Source organism: Pseudomonas sp. GL-R-26, from assembly GCF_019947365.1.
Lineage (GTDB): Bacteria > Pseudomonadota > Gammaproteobacteria > Pseudomonadales > Pseudomonadaceae > Aquipseudomonas.
This window is the reverse complement of the sequence record NZ_JAGYGI010000003.1, coordinates 253182-270328: the sequence shown is the minus strand read 5'-3', so window position 1 is coordinate 270328 and position 17147 is coordinate 253182. Positions and strand designations below refer to the sequence as shown.

Sequence of the window (17147 nt, the reverse complement as noted above, 5' to 3'; positions counted from 1 at the left end):
CTTTTTTGCGTCTGGCGGTTTGACGCTTGACCACTTGTGGCTTGCAGCTTGAAACTTGCAGCTGCTCACCTGCAGGGAACCACCGATGATCACCAGCAAGCTGCCGAATGTCGGCATCACTATCTTCACTCAGATGTCTCAGCTCGCGGCACAGACCGGCGCGCTCAATCTGTCCCAGGGCTTTCCCGATTTCGCGGCCCCGCAGGCCCTGTGCGATGCGGTCGGCCGGCATATCGCCAGCGGCCATAATCAATATTCGCCAATGACCGGGCTGCCGGTGTTGCGTCAGCAGATCGCGGCGAAGATCGCCCGCAGTTATGGCGCACAGGTGGATGTCGATACTGAAGTGACGGTCACCCCCGGCGCGACCGAGGCGATTTTCTGTGCCATTCATGCGGTTATCCACAGCGGTGACGAAGTCATTGTGTTTGACCCGGCATACGACAGCTACGAGCCTTCGGTAGAGCTGGCCGGCGGTCGTTGCGTGCATGTGCAACTGGGCCTGAACGACTTCAGTATCGACTTCGAGAAGCTTGCCCAGGCACTCAGCCCGCGCACGCGGATGATCATTCTCAACACCCCGCACAACCCTAGTGGTGCGTTGATCAGCCGTGCCGAACTCGACCAGTTGGCAGCCTTGATCCGCGATCGCGACATTTATGTGATCAGCGACGAAGTCTACGAGCATCTGGTGTTTGACGGTGTGCCCCACGTCAGCGTGCTGGCCCATGAGGAGCTGTATCAGCGTGCATTCGTGGTCAGTTCGTTCGGCAAGACCTACCACGTCACCGGCTGGAAAACCGGCTATGTGGTCGCACCACCGGCCCTGACGGCGGAATTGCGCAAGGTGCACCAGTACGTCAATTTCTGTGGTGTGACACCGCTGCAATATGCCTTGGCCGATTTTATGGCCGAGCATCCTGAGCACGTGGAAGAGCTGCCGGGTTTCTATCAGGCCAAGCGCGATCTGTTCTGCGATCTGCTGGCGCCGTCGCGTTTCAGTTTCACCCGGGTGACCGGCACCTATTTCCAGTTGGTCGATTACTCGCAGATCCGTCCGGACCTCAATGACGTCGAGATGGCCCTGTGGATGACGCGCGAGCATGGTGTGGCGAGTATCCCGATCTCGGTGTTCTACCAGACACCACCGGTCGGCCAGCGCCTGGTGCGGCTGTGCTTTGCCAAGCGTGAGGAGACCCTGCGTGAAGCAGCGGAAAAACTATGCGTGATCTGAGTGCGTTGCCGAAGCTGACCGTTGCGCTGATCCAGACATCCCTGGCCTGGCACGACCGCCAGGCCAACCTCGAGCATTTCGAGCCGTTGCTGGAACAGGCTCGCGGCGCCGACCTGATCATTCTGCCGGAGATGTTCACCACCGGGTTCTCCATGGAGTCCGAGACCCTCGCCGAAGCGGAAAACGGTCCCACCAGCAAATGGCTGCGGGTTCAGGCGGCAAAGCTCGATGCGGTGATCACCGGCAGCGTGATCGTCCAGGCCGCCGACGGCAGTCATCGCAATCGCCTGCTGTGGGCACGCCCGGATGGCGAGGTGCTGCATTACGACAAGCGTCACCTGTTCCGCATGGCCGGTGAGCACAACCACTACACCCCCGGCGAGCGCCAGGTGCAGTTCGAGCTCAAGGGTTGGCGAGTGCGACCGTTGATCTGCTACGACCTGCGCTTCCCGGTGTGGAGCCGTGACGCTCAGGACACCGATCTGCTGCTGTACACCGCCAACTGGCCCGGCGCACGGCGCCAGCACTGGAACCGCTTGCTGCCGGCGCGGGCGATCGAGAACCTGTGCTATGTGGCGGCGGTCAATCGCATTGGCACGGATGGCAAAGGTTTTGCGTATACCGGTGACAGCCAGGTGCTGGATTTTCAGGGCGAGACGTTGCTCAGTGCGGGGGAGGCTGACGGGGTGTTCAAGGTGGTGCTGGATGCGGCAGAGCTGGCGGCGTATCGGCAGCGGTTTCCGGCGAATCTGGATGCCGATACCTTCGAGTTCACCTGAGATTTTTGTTGCCTGACAGACCGCTTTCGCGAGCAGGCTCGCTCCTACATTGGATCGGTGTGAACACGGTCACTGTAGGAGCGAGCCTGCTCGCGATGGGGCCGGGACAAACAACGCAAAAACACCGGCAAACAAAAAGGCCCCGAGGTTCACACCCCGGGGCCTTTTGCACTTCAGCGATGGCTTACGCCGCTTTAGCTTCCGGCTGGCTCAGCGAGCGGTTCAGTGCGCTGAACAAGGCCTTGAAGCTGGCGGTGGTGATGTTTTCGTCGATGCCGACGCCATGTACCGCACGTTCGCCGTTCACTCGCAGTTCAATGTAGGCGGCAGCCTTGGCATTGGTGCCCGCGCCGATGGCGTGCTCGTTGTAGTCCATGATTTCCACCGGTACCGGCAGGCCGGCCACCAGTGCTTCCAGGGCGCCGTTGCCCTTGCCGCGCCAGTGCAGGTTGGTCTCGCCCTGGCCTTGGCTGGCCACTTCCACTTCAACGGCGCTGTGACCGTTTTCTTCCTGCAGGCGATGGCTGACCAGCGCGTACGGGGTGTTGGCCTGCAAGTACTCGCTGTGCAGCAGCGCGTGAATTTGCTGGGCGGTCATCTCCAGGCCGAGGCGATCGGTTTCACGCTGTACAACCTGGCTGAACTCGATCTGCATGCGACGTGGCAGGCTGATGCCGTATTCCTGTTCCAACAGGTAGGCGATGCCGCCCTTGCCCGATTGGCTGTTGACGCGAATCACCGCCTCGTAGCTGCGACCGATGTCGGCCGGGTCGATTGGCAGGTAAGGCACTTCCCACATTGCATCGGGTTTCTGCTGGGCGAAGCCTTTGCGGATTGCGTCCTGGTGCGAGCCGGAGAACGCGGTGTGAACCAGGTCGCCGACGTACGGATGACGCGGGTGTACCTGGATCTGGTTGCACTCTTCGACGACTTTGCGCACACCGTCGATGTCCGAGAAGTCCAGCTCAGGGTGAACGCCCTGGGTGTAAAGGTTCAAGGCCACGGTCACGAGGTCGACGTTACCGGTGCGCTCGCCGTTGCCGAACAGGCAGCCTTCGACACGGTCGGCGCCAGCCATCAGGCCCAGCTCGGTGGCCGCAACGCCGGTGCCACGGTCGTTGTGGGTGTGCAGGCTGATGATCACGCTGTCACGACGGTTGATGTGACGGCCGAACCATTCGATTTGGTCGGCATAGATGTTCGGGGTCGCGCATTCCACTGTGGCCGGCAGGTTGAGGATCATCTTGTGCTCGGGCGTCGGGTTCCAGACTTCGATCACCGCGTCGCAGACTTCCTTGGCGAACTCCATTTCGGTGGCGCTGAAGGTTTCCGGCGAGTATTCGAAGGTCCACTCGGTGTCCGGCTGCATGGCCGCGTATTTGACGAACAGCTTGGCGGCGTTCACGGCGATGGCCTTGACCCCGTCCTTGTCCTGGTTGAAGACAATGCGGCGGAAGGAAGGGGAGGTCGCGTTGTACAAGTGAACGATGGCTTTCTTCGCGCCGCGCAGGGATTCGAATGTGCGCTCGATCAGGTCTTCACGGCCCTGGGTCAGCACCTGGATGGTGGTGTCGTCCGGGATGTGGTTGCCTTCGATCAGGGTGCGAACGAAGTCGAAGTCGGTTTGCGAGGCGGCCGGGAACGACGCTTCGATTTCCTTCACGCCGACCTGCACCAGGGTTTTCCAGAAGCGCAGCTTCTTGACGGCGTCCATCGGTTCGATCAGCGATTGGTTACCGTCACGCAGGTCGGAGCTGCACCAGATCGGCGCGGCGGTGATGGTTTTTGACGGCCAGGTGCGGTCCGGAATGTCGATGGTCGGGAACGCGCGGTATTTCGAAGACGGGTCTTTGAGCATGCTCATCAGGAAATCCTTATTGTGTTGGCCGAAAAAAGGCGGCCTGCCGGTGGATCAAAAGTTCTTGGGGTACGGCTTGGGACGAGACACCACGATTCAGCCCGGCAGTCGTGCACTGACGAGGCACAGGCTGCGGTGCTGGCGGAGCTGAATGAGGGTGTGAGAGGTTTTCATGCCTTCAACCCTAACCTTGGGGGGGAAGGTTGGCAAGCAGTCGAAAAAAATTGAGAGGAATACTCGTGAGCGGGTATTTATCGAGATTTTATTGCTGCAAATGATTGCGAAGATTGTGTTGTTTGCGCGAGGTTTGAGCAGTGCGCAATTGGTGTGGGGTGTGGCTGGACGACTTTCGGTGCCTGTGAAATTGCCATCGCGAGCAAGATCGCTCCCACAGGACAGCGCAATCCCTGTAGGAGCGAGCTTGCTCGCGATGAGGCCAGAGGCCTTATTCAGGGATCAGGGCTGAAACGCACCAATGAAGATAGCCGGATCGACCCGCGAATCGTTCAGGCTGATATTCCAGTGCATGTGCGGTCCGGTCGCGCGGCCGGTCGCGCCGACTTTGCCGACCACGTCACCGCGGGCCAATGGCTGCCCCACCTTCACGTCGATTTTCGACATGTGGCAGAACATGCTGATAAAGCCTTGGCCATGGTCGACGAACACCGTGTTGCCATTGAAGAAGTAGTTGCCGATCAGGATCACCTTGCCGGCGGCCGGGGTCTTGATCGGTGTACCGGCCGGCACGGCGAAGTCCAGTCCAGCGTGGGGGTTACGTTCTTCACCGTTGAAAAAACGGCGCACGCCGAACTTGCTCGATAGCGGCCCGCTCACCGGTTTGTCCAGTAGCAGGTTGCTCGGGGTGTTGGGGCTGAACGTGCGGTAAGCGGCAATCTGCTCGGCCAGTTCACGCTCGATGCGCTTGAGGTTTTCCGGGTCCGGATTGACCTGTTGGGTGTTCTTCAGGGTGATGCGCTGTTCCGGGTATTTTTTGTCGCCAACCGTAAAACTCAGATTACGACCGCCGCTGCTGACCGATTGAGCCCCCGGCTTGACCGTCAGCGGTAGGCCGACAATGGCCAGCCAGTTGTTCTGTTCCTTGACCACCAGCACTGGTTTGCCTTCATAAGTGGCTTTTGGCGCCTGGGCGGACGTGCCCAGGTTCAGCACGGCAACGCCGCCCGGGACCGGTTTGTTCAACTGGCGGGTGATGTAGCTGTCGGCATGGGCGTTGAAGGTCAGGAGCAGCAACAGCAACGGAGCAAAGAAACGCGGCATGGATCAATCCAGTAAAGAAAGGGTGACAGGCGTCAGGTGATTGTCTTCGACCCGCACTTGCAGTTCGCCTTCGCCCAGTTTGGCTTTCAGGCGCTGGCCGGTATGGGTTTGCGCGGCGTTGCGGATCGCGTTGCCGCGCTCGTCCAGCAAGATGCTGTAGCCACGGCCGAGGGTCGCCAGCGGGCTGACCACATGCAGTGTCTGCATCTGGCTGTGCAGTTGCAGGCGACGGTTCTTCAGCCCTTCGCGGATCGCGCGCGGCAGGCGTTCGGCCAGGCTGTCGAGGCGCTGGCGCAGCATTGCCAGTTGCCGGCCCGGATGTTGTGCGGCCAGACGGGTTTCCAGGCGGATCAAGCGTTCACGACGGGTGTTGAGGCTGCGCTCGAACGCGCGGCGCATGCGCATGTCCAGGTCATCCAGGCGTTGCGCTTGCTGTCGCAGACGCTCGCCGGGATGGCGCAGGCGCCGGGAAATGCCTTCCAGGCGCAGGCGGTCGCGCATCAAGCGGTCACGCATGCGCATCACCAGCCGTCGGTGCAGGCTTTCGACCCGACGCATCAGGTCGCTGGAGTCCGGTGCCAGCAATTCGGCGGCCGCGGAAGGGGTGGGCGCGCGAACATCAGCCACGAAGTCGCTGATCGACACGTCGGTTTCATGGCCGACCGCGCTGACAATCGGCGTCACACAAGCGTCTACGGCGCGGGCCACGGCTTCTTCGTTAAAGCACCAGAGGTCTTCCAGCGAACCTCCGCCTCGGGCCAGGATCAGTGCGTCGAAACCGCGGGCATCCGCCAGTTTCAGGGCGCGGACAATCTGCGCGGTGGCTTCGCGGCCCTGTACGGCGGTGGGGATCAGGGTCAACTGCACCTGCGGTGCGCGACGGCGGAACACGCTGATGATGTCGCGGATCACCGCCCCGGTGGGCGAACTGATGATGCCGATGCGTTGCGGATGCGCCGGCAGCGGCACCTTGCGTTCCGCACTGAACAGCCCTTCGGCGCTGAGCTTTTCCTTGAGTGCATCGAAGGCCAGGCGCAAGGCGCCATCGCCGGCCGGCTCCACGGTGTCGAGGATCAGCTGATAATCACCGCGCCCCTCGAACAGCGAGACCTTGCCACGAACCTTGACCGCCAGGCCGTCCTTCAAGGCCTGGCGAACCCGAGCGGCGTTCTGCCGGAACAGCGCGCAACGCACCTGGGCGCCGCTGTCCTTGAGGGTGAAATACACGTGGCCGGACGCCGGGCGGGCGAGGTTGGAGATTTCGCCTTCGACCCAGATGTTGCTGAACACGTCTTCGAGCAACACCCGCGCGCGGCCGTTGAGCTGGCTGACGGTCAGGACTTCGCGGTCCAGGCCGAGTCTTGCAAAGGGATCTTTAATCATGGGGCGCAGTTTAAAGGCATTCGGTGGTCAATCTCCATGTGTCAGCACAATTCCCTTGTAGGAGCGAGCCTGCTCGCGAATGCGTTGTGTCAGCTACATCAATTTTGAATGTTATGCCCATTCGCGAGCAGGCTCGCTCCTACAGGAGGTAAAGTCGTCGGCGGTATTCAAGGAAGATGGGAGAGTGAGTGTGTTCGAACTGTTGAACCAATGGCCCTTCGGCCCGCTGGACTGGCTGGTAATCGGTGCGGGCATCGCCCTGGCCTACATCGTGTTCGGCATCGCCGGTTTTGGCACCGCGCTGGTGGCGGGGCCGATTCTGATTCTGTTCATGCCGCTGTCGAAGATCGTGCCGTTGCTGGTGTTGCTCGATTTTGTCGCGGCATTCGGCAATCTGTTGCCCTCGCGGCGTGATGTGGCGAAACCGGAACTGCTGCGCTTGCTGCCGTGCATGGCTGTGGGGTGCACGCTGGGGGTGATTTTCCTGCTGAACCTCAAATCCGACCTGTTACTGCTGTTGATGGGGCTGTTTATCAGCGCCTATGCCATTTACAGCCTGTGGATCAAAACCCGACCAACACAGCTGTCCGCCCTGTGGGCGTTGCCGATGGGGACGTTGGGCGGAATGTTTGGCGCGTTGTTTGGCAGCGGCGGCTTTCTCTATGCGATCTATTTGAACAGCCGGTTGCCCAAGGAGGCGGCCCGGGCCACCCAGAGTGCGCTGATCAGTTGCAGTACGGTGGTGCGTCTGAGCCTGTTTGCAATCGCCGGTGTGTATGCCGATTTGCCGCTGTTGGTGCTGGCGGTTTGTCTGTTGCCGGCGATGGCGCTGGGGCTGTGGGTTGGCCGGAGGTTGACCATGCGTATGTCCCGCGAGGCGTTCGTGCGGCTGGTGACGTGGCTGGTGCTGGTCAGCGGGATTGCGTTGATCGGGCGTTACTTGAGCACTTAAAAATTCAACCTGTGGCGGGGAGTTGGTGTCAGAGAGCTATTTTGTGGCGAGGGAGCTTGCTCCCGCCCGGCTGCGCAGCAGACGCTTATTCATCCAGACCGGTTTAACTGACAGAAAGGCCAGGGCCGCTTCGCAGCCCAGCGGGAGCAAGCTCCCTCGCCACAATTATTTAGTCGTTGTACTGGCTCAACAACCGCTCCAGCCGTGCACTGAGGCGACGTTTGATTTCGGTCTCGATGTGCGGGGCGAAATCGTCGATCACGTCTTGCATGATCAACTGCGCGGCGGCGCGCAATTCGCTGTCCAGGTGCAGCAAGTCATCCGGGTTCTTGCTGGCGGCAGGCGCCGGCGTCGCCGCGGTGACGGGTTCAACGATAGGGGCAGGGGTTGTCGGTACGACGGGTGGCGAAGGCTCGCTCACGGTGTCGAACAACATCGGAATCTGTTCCTGGTCACCTTCCTCGACCGTATCGGTCAGCAGGGGCGGTTGCAGGTTGTCATCGCCGAGCAATTGGCGGATCGACTCAAGGTCGTCCAGCAGGTGCGCGGACTGTTGCAGCGGTTTTGGAGTGTCCATTGGAAGGCTCAGAGTCGCTGTAAACGGTGATCTTGCAGAGGATAGCCCTGTTCGCGGTAGAAACGGAAACTCTCCCGCGCGGCCGCTCTGATCGTCGGATCCTCCACCACCACTTCCGCCACCCGGGCGAACTTGTTGGCGAAGGCCGGGACTTTCAGGTCGAGATTGACCAGCAAATCCTGATGCTGACCGCAGTCATCGCCCAACCCCAGGACAATCAAACCCTCAGGTTCGCTGTCGGCGGGGCCGTGGGGCACGAAGCTTTCGCCCTTGAACGCCCACAGCCGCGCATCGAGATCGTCACGCTGGGCCGCGTCGCTGCAATGCAGGTAGATGCGGTGGCCCATGCGCCAGGCTTTCTCGGTGAGCTTGCAGGCAAAGTCCAGGCGTGCCGAAGGATCGGCGCTGGGCAGGATATAGAAGTCGACTTTGGTCATTGCGGTTCCAGAGCGGCAAGCGGCGTCACCGGAAAGTGACGCCGCCGCCCATCAACGGTTTCAGGCTTTGGCGCGGTCCAGCAAGTATTGGGTCAGCAGGGGAACCGGACGGCCAGTGGCACCCTTGTCCTTGCCGCCGCTGGTCCAGGCCGTGCCGGCGATGTCCAGGTGCGCCCAGTTCAGGTTCTTGGTGAAACGCGACAGGAAGCAGGCCGCAGTGATGGTGCCGGCCTTCGGACCGCCAATGTTGGCGATGTCGGCGAACGGGCTGTCCAGCTGTTCCTGGTACTCATCGAACAGCGGCAGTTGCCAGGCGCGGTCGTCGGCGGCCTTGCCGGCGCTCAGCAGTTGGTCGATCAGTTCGTCGTTGTTGCCCAGCAGGCCCGACGTGTGGGAACCCAGGGCAACCACGCAGGCGCCGGTCAGGGTCGCGATGTCGATGACTGCTTGCGGCTTGAAGCGCTCGGAGTAGGTCAGGGCGTCGCACAGCACCAGGCGGCCTTCGGCGTCGGTGTTGAGGATTTCCACGGTCTGGCCGCTCATGGTGGTGACGATGTCGCCCGGGCGCGAAGCGTTGCCGCTCGGCATGTTTTCGGCGCAGGCCAGAATGCACACCAGGTTGATCGGCAGCTTCAGTTCGAGCACGGCACGCAGGGTGCCGAACACGCTGGCGGCGCCGCCCATGTCGTACTTCATTTCATCCATGCCGGCGCCCGGCTTGAGGCTGATGCCGCCGGTGTCGAAGGTGATGCCCTTGCCGACCAGCGCGTACGGCTTCTCGGATTTCTTGCCGCCGTTGTATTGCATGACGATCAGGCGCGGAGGCTGGGCGCTGCCCTGGCCGACGGCGTAGAACGAACCCATGCCCAAGGCCTTGATCTTCTTCTCGTCGAGGACTTCGACTTTCAGGTCCTTGAATTCCTTGCCCAGGTTTTTCGCCTGCTCGCCGAGGAAGGTCGGGTGGCAGATGTTCGGCGGCAGGTTGCCCAGGTTGCGGGTGAAAGCCATGCCGTTGGCGATGGCAGTGGCGTGGGTCACGGCGCGTTGCACTTCGGCCTGGGCAGCCTTGATGGTCAGCAGGGTGATTTTTTTCAGGGCGCGGGGTTCGGCTTTCTGGCTCTTGAACTGGTCGAAGCTGTACTCGCCGTCCACCAGGGTTTCGGCCAGCAGGCGGGTCTTGCCGTAGCTGTCGCGGCCTTTTACGACCAGTTCATCCAGGGCCAGCACCGCATCGCTGCCGCCCAGGCCTTTGAGGGTATTGAGGATGCCGGCGATGATCTTGCGGAACGGGCGGTCACCCAGTTCGTCATCCTTGCCAACGCCCACCAGCAGCACGCGCTCGGCCTTGAGGTTCGGCAGGCTCTGCAGCAGCAGGCTCTGGCCAACCTTGCCGGCCAGGTCGCCGCGCTTGAGCACTGCGCTGATCGCGCCGCCGCTCAGTTCGTCGAGTTGTTTGGCAACAGCGCCGAGCTTGCGGCCTTCGCCAACGGAGACCACGAGAGTGGCGGTCTTCAACGTTTCGGGGTTGACGCTTTTTACAACCAGTTCCATGTCCGGGTCCCTGAATTGATGGTTATCACGCATGCGCCCGACACCTTATGTGCGTCGATTGCTTATAAACAGAAAGGCGCCAGGATCGACCGGCGACAAAGGCCGCAGTTTGAACCTCGCTACCGGCGGCTGACAACCCTCGGTTGTACGATCTTCAGCGCTTTCACAGGCTGCTTGAGCTTGCGCAGTGACAGGCGCACCCAATCACAGGATAATGCGCCATCTTTTTCGGCGGCTCTGCCTCGCGGGCTGTCCGATACGTTTGCTTGTTTGGCCGCCTTAGCCTGACAACCCTGGAGTGTCTGGTTTGATCGTCTTCCGTTATCTATCCCGCGAAGTCCTGTTGACCTTGAGCGCCGTCAGCGCCGTGCTGCTGGTCATCATCATGAGCGGTCGCTTCATCAAATACCTCGCCCAGGCGGCTTCGGGCCTGCTGGATCCGGGTTCGTTGTTCCTGATCATGGGCTATCGCCTGCCGGGTTTCCTCCAGCTGATCCTGCCGCTGGGGCTGTTTCTCGGAATCCTGTTGTCCTACGGGCGCCTGTACCTCGAAAGCGAAATGACCGTGCTCTCGGCCACTGGCATGAGCCAGCAGCGGCTGGTTTGCATGACGCTGTTCCCGGCCACCCTCGTTGCACTCATCGTGGCGTGGCTGAGCCTGAGCCTGGCGCCACAGGGGGCCAATCAGTTTCAGTTGCTGCTGAACAAACAGGATGCCCTGACCGAATTCGATACCCTGGAGCCTGGGCGCTTCCAGGCTTTGCGTGACGGTACCCGGGTCACCTATACCGAGCGCATGTCGGATGACCGCGTCAATCTGGGTGGTGTATTCATCTCGCAGAAAAACATCAGTTCCAATAACAAGGATCGCGGTATTTCCGTGTTGGTGGCGGAAAAGGGGCGCCAGGAAATTCGTCCGGACGGCAACCGCTACCTGATCCTTGATAACGGCTATCGCTATGACGGTAATCCGGGGCAGGCCGACTACCGGGCGATCAAGTACGACGAGTACGGTGTGTTGCTGCCAAAACCGGAAGTCAGCGACGAAGTCACCGACCGCGACGCGATGCCGACCAGTACGTTGATCGGCAGTGAAGACATTCGCATGCGCGCCGAGCTGCAATGGCGTATGTCTCTGCCGTTGCTGGTGTTCATCGTGACCTTGATGGCGGTGCCGCTGTCGCGGGTCAACCCGCGTCAGGGCCGATTCCTCAAATTACTGCCGGCGATTCTTCTTTATATGGCTTACCTGACCATTCTGATTGCCGCCCGCGGCGCCCTCGACAAGGGCAAGATCCCCGCGGTGATTGGCTTGTGGTGGGTGCACGGGATTTTCCTGTCCATCGGCCTGGGCTTGCTCTATTGGGAGCCCTTGCGCTTGAAGAGGGCGAGTCGCCGCAGCGCGCTGGAGGTGGCCCGTGGTTAAGCTGGATCGCTACATTGGTAGCAGTGTGTTCATGGCGATCCTGGCGGTGCTCGGGATCATTCTCGGTCTGGCGACCCTCTTTGCCTTCATCGACGAGATGGGTGAAGTCAGCGATACCTACACCTTGGTCGATGCGCTGAGTTATGTATTGTTGACCGCGCCGCGCCGGATGTACGAACTACTGCCGATGGCTGCGCTGATCGGCTGCCTGATCGGTCTGGGCAGCCTGGCCAGCAACAGTGAACTGACCATCATGCGTGCCGCTGGTGTGTCGATCGGCCGGATCGTCTGGGCGGTCATGAAGCCGATGCTGGTATTGATGCTCGCCGGTGTATTGGTCGGCGAGTACATCGCGCCACCTGCCGAAACCACCGCGCAGGCCAATCGCTCGCTGGCCCAGGGCAGCGGTGATGCACAGAGCGCCAAGCACGGTTTGTGGCACCGCCAGGGCGATGAATTCATACACGTCAACTCGGTGCAACCCAACGGCATTCTGTATGGCGTGACCCGCTATCGTTTCGACAACGAGCGGCACATGCTGTCGGCTAGCTTCGCCAAGCGTGCCGAGTTCGACACCGATCACTGGCAGCTGACGGATGTCACGACCACACTGTTCCACGAGCGCAACACCGAAGTGGTTTCGACCCCGCAAGAGCGCTGGGAAGTTGCGTTGAGCCCGCAGTTGCTGAATACCGTGGTCATGGTGCCCGAGTCGCTGTCGATCAGCGGCCTGTGGAGTTACATCCACTATCTGGCGGACCAGGGCCTGAACAATGGCCGCTACTGGCTGGCATTTTGGGTCAAGGTGTTGCAGCCGGTGGTGACTGCCGCTCTGGTATTGATGGCGATTTCCTTCATCTTTGGCCCTCTGCGTTCGGTGACCCTGGGTCAACGGGTGTTCACCGGCGTGCTGGTGGGCTTCACCTTCCGCATCGTTCAGGATCTGCTGGGGCCTTCGAGCCAGGTATTCGGCTTCCCGCCGTTGCTTTCGGTGCTGGTGCCGGCGGGTATTTGTGCCGTGGCGGGGCTCTGGCTGTTGCGTCGAGCAGGCTGACGGCAGGCATTTTCCGACCGCTTTGACGTTAAAAAACGCCCTTGTCGCAAGACCGGGGCGTTTTTGTAGGCGCCGTCTGACCTGCGAACGTGACGCTTGCGCCGCGGATCAGGTACAATTCCCGGCTATTTTTCGGCGGGCTATGCCTGCAGCCTTTTTGAGTGTTGATCCGTGAGTGATTTGAGTCATATCCGCAATTTCTCCATCATCGCCCACATTGACCATGGCAAGTCGACGCTGGCCGATCGCTTCATTCAGATGTGTGGCGGCCTCGCCGAGCGCGAAATGGAAGCCCAGGTCCTGGACTCCATGGACCTTGAGCGTGAACGCGGGATCACCATCAAGGCGCACAGCGTCACCCTGTATTACAAGGCTCGCGACGGTATCAACTACCAGCTGAACTTCATTGATACCCCCGGCCACGTTGACTTCACCTATGAGGTGAGCCGTTCGCTGGCTGCCTGTGAAGGCGCGCTGCTGGTGGTCGATGCCGGTCAAGGCGTTGAAGCGCAGTCGGTTGCCAACTGCTACACGGCAATCGAGCAGGGCCTGGAAGTGATGCCGGTGCTGAACAAGATCGACCTGCCACAGGCCGATCCGGACCGTGTTAAAGAAGAAATCGAAAAAATCATTGGCATCGATGCCACCGATGCGGTCACTTGCTCTGCCAAGACTGGCCTGGGCGTCGATGAAGTGCTCGAGCGCCTGGTCGCCACCATTCCTGCGCCGACCGGCAACTACGAAGATCCGCTGCAAGCGTTGATCATCGACTCCTGGTTCGACAACTACCTGGGCGTTGTTTCCTTGGTACGCGTGCGCCACGGTCGTGTGAAGAAGGGCGACAAGATCCTGGTCAAGTCCACCGGCAAGATCCACCTGGTAGACAGCGTCGGTGTGTTCAACCCGAAGCACACCCCTACCGCTGACCTCAAGGCCGGTGAAGTGGGCTTCATCATCGCCAGCATCAAGGACATTCACGGTGCGCCAGTGGGCGACACCCTGACCTTGAGCTCGACGCCGGACGTTGATGTACTGCCAGGCTTCAAACGTATTCAGCCGCAGGTCTACGCCGGTCTGTTCCCGGTCAGCTCCGACGACTTCGAAGACTTCCGCGAGGCGCTGCAAAAGCTCACCCTGAACGACTCGTCGCTGCAATACACGCCGGAAAGCTCCGACGCACTGGGCTTCGGCTTCCGTTGCGGCTTCCTCGGCATGCTGCACATGGAAATCATCCAGGAGCGCCTGGAGCGCGAGTACAACCTGGACCTGATCACCACGGCGCCGACGGTAATCTTCGAGCTGCTGCTCAAGACCGGCGAGACGATCTACGTCGATAACCCGTCGAAGCTGCCGGACCTGTCTTCCATCGAAGACATGCGCGAGCCGATCGTGCGTGCAAATATTCTTGTGCCGCAAGAGCACCTGGGCAACGTCATTACCCTGTGCATCGAAAAACGTGGTGTGCAGGTCGACATGCTGTTCCTCGGCACCCAGGTACAAGTGACCTACGACCTGCCGATGAACGAAGTGGTCCTGGACTTCTTCGATCGCCTGAAATCCACCAGCCGCGGCTATGCTTCGCTGGACTACCATTTCGATCGTTATCAATCGGCTAGTCTGGTGAAACTGGACGTGCTGATCAACGGTGACAAGGTCGATGCCCTGGCGCTGATCGTGCACCGTGACAACTCGCACTACAAAGGTCGCCAGCTGACCGAGAAGATGAAAGAACTGATTCCACGGCAGATGTTCGACGTGGCAATCCAGGCCGCCATTGGCGGGCAGATTGTTGCGCGGACAACCGTCAAGGCGCTCAGAAAGAACGTATTGGCCAAATGCTACGGTGGTGACGTCAGCCGTAAGAAGAAGCTGCTGGAAAAGCAAAAGGCCGGTAAGAAACGCATGAAGCAGGTCGGCAACGTGGAAATTCCACAGGAAGCCTTCCTTGCAGTGCTCAGGTTGGATAGTTAGGTCCTATGTCACTAAATTTCCCGCTGTTGCTGGTCATCGCCGTGTTCGTCTGCGGCCTGTTGGCGTTGCTCGATCTGTTGATCCTGGCCCCGCGTCGGCGTGCCGCCATCGCTTCCTATCAGGGCAGCGTCAGCCAGCCTGACATGGTCGTGGTCGAGAAGCTGAACAAAGAGCCGCTGCTGGTTGAATACGGCAAGTCGTTCTTCCCGGTGTTGTTCATCGTGCTGGTGCTGCGTTCGTTCCTGGTGGAACCGTTCCAGATTCCTTCCGGTTCGATGAAGCCAACCCTGGATGTCGGCGACTTCATCCTGGTGAGCAAGTTTTCCTACGGGATCCGCTTGCCGGTGATCGACAAGAAAGTCATCGAAGTCGGTGATCCGCAGCGCGGCGATGTGATGGTGTTCCGCTACCCGAGCGACCCGAACGTCAACTACATCAAGCGTGTGGTTGGTTTGCCGGGCGACACGGTTCGCTACACCGCCGACAAGCGCCTGTTCGTCAACGGTCAATCGATTGCCGAGCAACTGGTCGGCGCCGAGCCGGGCACGCTGGGCAGCGCTGAGCTCTACAAGGAAAAACTCGGTGCGGCCGAGCACATGATCCGCAAGGAAATGAGCCGCTACCGCGCAATGCCGGACCATTCGTGGACCGTGCCGGCCGGGCACTACTTCATGATGGGCGACAACCGCGACAACTCGAACGACAGTCGCTACTGGGATGATCCAAACATTCCCAAGGATCTGCTGGGCATGGTTCCCGACAAGAATATCGTCGGCAAGGCCTTCGCGGTCTGGATGAGCTGGCCGGAACCCAAACTCAGCCACCTGCCGAATTTCTCGCGGGTTGGCCTGATCAAGTAATCAAACACGGCGCTGTTGAACACAGCGCCGAATGCATTTCTGGAACCGGCAGATTCGGGGGCCAGAGGCATGAAAACAATGATATTCAGGACGTTATTTTTGAACACAGCGTTAATTGTCCCAAGCCTGCGCCGCCTCCTGGCAATGGCGGTGGAATCCAGCCACGAACTCAGCGTGGGTAAACCGTGAGCGTCTCCTTAAGCCGTCTAGAGCGTCAGCTCGGCTACACCTTCAAGGATCAGGAACTGATGGTCCTGGCCCTGACTCACCGCAGCTTTGCCGGGCGTAACAACGAACGCCTGGAGTTCCTCGGTGACGCCATTCTCAACTTCGTCGCCGGCGAGGCGCTGTTCGAGCGTTTCCCGCTGGCTCGCGAAGGCCAGTTGTCGCGTTTGCGCGCGCGACTGGTCAAAGGTGAGACCCTGGCCGTACTGGCCCGTGGTTTCGATCTGGGCGAATACCTGCGCCTGGGCTCGGGCGAGCTGAAAAGCGGCGGTTTCCGTCGCGAGTCGATTCTGGCCGATGCCCTCGAAGCGTTGATCGGTGCGATCTACCTCGATGCCGGCATGGAAATGGCCCGCGAGCGTGTGCTTGCCTGGCTGGCCGGCGAGTTCGAAGGCCTGACACTGGTCGACACCAACAAAGATCCAAAGACCCGCCTGCAAGAGTTCCTGCAGTCCCGTGGTTGTGAGCTGCCGCGTTACGAAGTGGTGGATATCCAGGGTGAGCCGCATTGCCGGACGTTCTTCGTCGAATGCGAAATCATCTTACTGAATGAAAAAAGCCGAGGTCAGGGTGTGAGTCGTCGTATTGCCGAACAGGTAGCGGCCGCCGCAGCACTGATTGCCCTGGGTGTGGAGAATGGCAATGACTGATACAAACGCAACTCGCTGTGGCTATGTTGCCATCGTCGGCCGTCCGAACGTGGGCAAGTCCACGCTGCTGAACCACATCCTGGGTCAGAAGCTGGCGATCACCTCGCGCAAACCGCAAACCACCCGTCACAACATGCTCGGTATCAAGACCGAGGGCGATGTGCAGGCGATCTACGTCGACACCCCCGGTATGCACAAGGGTGGCGAGAAGGCCCTGAACCGCTACATGAACAAGACCGCTTCGGCGGCGTTGAAAGACGTCGACGTGGTGATCTTCGTGGTCGACCGCACCAAGTGGACCGAAGAGGACCAGATGGTTCTCGAGCGCGTCCAGTACGTGACCGGCCCGCTGATCGTGGCGTTGAACAAGACCGATCGCATCGAAGACAAGGCCGAGCTGATGCCGCACCTGAGCTGGTTGCAGGAGCAGTTGCCGAATGCGCAGATCATCCCGATTTCCGCACAGCACGGGCACAACCTCGATGCACTGGAACGCGTAATCGCCGAGCACCTGCCGGAAAACGATCACTTCTTCCCGGAAGACCAGATCACCGATCGCAGCAGCCGTTTCCTCGCCGCCGAACTGGTGCGCGAGAAAATCATGCGCCAGATGGGCGCCGAGCTGCCGTACCAGATCACCGTTGAAATCGAAGAGTTCAAGCAGCAGGGCAAGACCCTGCATATCCATGCCTTGATCCTCGTCGAGCGCGATGGCCAGAAGAAAATCATCATTGGCGACAAGGGCGAGCGCATCAAGCGTATCGGCACCGAAGCGCGCAAGGACATGGAGTTGCTGTTCGACTCCAAGATCATGCTCAACCTGTGGGTCAAGGTTAAGGGTGGTTGGTCCGATGACGAGCGTGCATTGCGTTCGTTGGGTTATGGCGATCTGTAAAGCCGGACCCAAGTGAT

The 17147-nt window shown here is 60.3% G+C and carries 15 protein-coding genes; 9 read left to right on the top strand and 6 right to left on the bottom strand.

The window, feature by feature from the left end; translation table 11 throughout:
* The first annotated feature begins 85 nt into the window (after window positions 1-85).
* Entirely contained in the window at window positions 86-1234 is a 1149-nt protein-coding gene (locus tag KGA96_RS05895) for a pyridoxal phosphate-dependent aminotransferase (RefSeq protein ID WP_223512012.1), read from the top strand.
* Window positions 1222-2013: an amidohydrolase gene (locus KGA96_RS05890; protein WP_046040937.1), complete on the top strand. Its 792-nt coding sequence runs from the start codon at window positions 1222-1224 to the stop codon at window positions 2011-2013. Before KGA96_RS05895 ends, KGA96_RS05890 begins: the two co-directional genes overlap by 13 nt.
* Before the next feature lie 184 nt (window positions 2014-2197).
* Here KGA96_RS05890 and leuA read toward each other — a convergent pair whose 3' ends face one another.
* The 3 genes from leuA to xseA all read right to left on the bottom strand — a co-directional run bounded on the left by leuA (window position 2198) and on the right by xseA (window position 6532).
* The gene (leuA, locus tag KGA96_RS05885; RefSeq protein ID WP_046040940.1) at window positions 2198-3877 is read right to left on the bottom strand and encodes a 2-isopropylmalate synthase; all 1680 of its coding nucleotides are present in this window, start codon (window positions 3875-3877) and stop codon (window positions 2198-2200) included.
* Between the two features lie 450 nt (window positions 3878-4327).
* The gene (locus KGA96_RS05880) at window positions 4328-5149 is read right to left on the bottom strand and encodes a peptidoglycan DD-metalloendopeptidase family protein (protein WP_223512010.1); all 822 of its coding nucleotides are present in this window, start codon (window positions 5147-5149) and stop codon (window positions 4328-4330) included.
* A gap of 3 nt (window positions 5150-5152) precedes the next feature.
* Complete coding sequence (gene xseA, locus KGA96_RS05875) at window positions 5153-6532, bottom strand: exodeoxyribonuclease VII large subunit (RefSeq protein WP_223466630.1); 1380 nt, start codon at window positions 6530-6532, stop codon at window positions 5153-5155.
* Between the two features lie 184 nt (window positions 6533-6716).
* Between xseA and KGA96_RS05870 the strand changes: the two genes are divergently transcribed.
* Window positions 6717-7484, top strand: coding sequence for a sulfite exporter TauE/SafE family protein (locus tag KGA96_RS05870; RefSeq protein WP_223512008.1), 768 nt, complete (start codon window positions 6717-6719; stop codon window positions 7482-7484).
* A 169-nt stretch (window positions 7485-7653) separates the two neighbouring features.
* Here the strand turns inward: KGA96_RS05870 and KGA96_RS05865 are convergent, their stop codons facing one another.
* From KGA96_RS05865 to KGA96_RS05855, 3 genes are read right to left on the bottom strand one after another with little or no spacing between them, the layout of a single operon-like run.
* Window positions 7654-8061, bottom strand: coding sequence for a DNA polymerase III subunit chi (locus tag KGA96_RS05865; protein ID WP_223466628.1), 408 nt, complete (start codon window positions 8059-8061; stop codon window positions 7654-7656).
* Between the two features lie 8 nt (window positions 8062-8069).
* On the bottom strand, window positions 8070-8498 hold the full coding sequence (locus tag KGA96_RS05860) for a DNA polymerase III subunit chi (RefSeq protein ID WP_046040948.1): 429 nt from the start codon (window positions 8496-8498) through the stop codon (window positions 8070-8072).
* 60 nt (window positions 8499-8558) lie between these two features.
* The gene (locus KGA96_RS05855; RefSeq protein ID WP_223466641.1) at window positions 8559-10049 is read right to left on the bottom strand and encodes a leucyl aminopeptidase; all 1491 of its coding nucleotides are present in this window, start codon (window positions 10047-10049) and stop codon (window positions 8559-8561) included.
* 307 nt (window positions 10050-10356) lie between these two features.
* Between KGA96_RS05855 and lptF the strand changes: the two genes are divergently transcribed.
* The 6 genes from lptF (at window position 10357) to era (ending at window position 17130) form a co-directional block, all read left to right on the top strand.
* The gene (gene lptF, locus KGA96_RS05850) at window positions 10357-11475 is read left to right on the top strand and encodes an LPS export ABC transporter permease LptF (protein WP_046040950.1); all 1119 of its coding nucleotides are present in this window, start codon (window positions 10357-10359) and stop codon (window positions 11473-11475) included.
* The gene (gene lptG, locus KGA96_RS05845) at window positions 11468-12529 is read left to right on the top strand and encodes an LPS export ABC transporter permease LptG (RefSeq protein ID WP_046040952.1); all 1062 of its coding nucleotides are present in this window, start codon (window positions 11468-11470) and stop codon (window positions 12527-12529) included. The genes lptF and lptG overlap by 8 nt, the downstream gene beginning before the upstream one ends.
* Before the next feature lie 171 nt (window positions 12530-12700).
* Window positions 12701-14500 carry a translation elongation factor 4 gene (gene lepA, locus KGA96_RS05840; protein WP_223512006.1) on the top strand — a complete coding sequence of 600 codons (1800 nt, stop codon included), beginning with the start codon at window positions 12701-12703 and terminating at the stop codon, window positions 14498-14500.
* Between the two features lie 5 nt (window positions 14501-14505).
* Complete coding sequence (gene lepB, locus KGA96_RS05835; protein ID WP_046040956.1) at window positions 14506-15360, top strand: signal peptidase I; 855 nt, start codon at window positions 14506-14508, stop codon at window positions 15358-15360.
* A gap of 185 nt (window positions 15361-15545) precedes the next feature.
* Entirely contained in the window at window positions 15546-16235 is a 690-nt protein-coding gene (gene rnc / locus KGA96_RS05830) for a ribonuclease III (RefSeq protein ID WP_008053221.1), read from the top strand.
* On the top strand, window positions 16228-17130 hold the full coding sequence (gene era, locus KGA96_RS05825) for a GTPase Era (RefSeq protein ID WP_007973959.1): 903 nt from the start codon (window positions 16228-16230) through the stop codon (window positions 17128-17130). Before rnc ends, era begins: the two co-directional genes overlap by 8 nt.
* The last annotated feature ends 17 nt before the right edge of the window (window positions 17131-17147 follow it).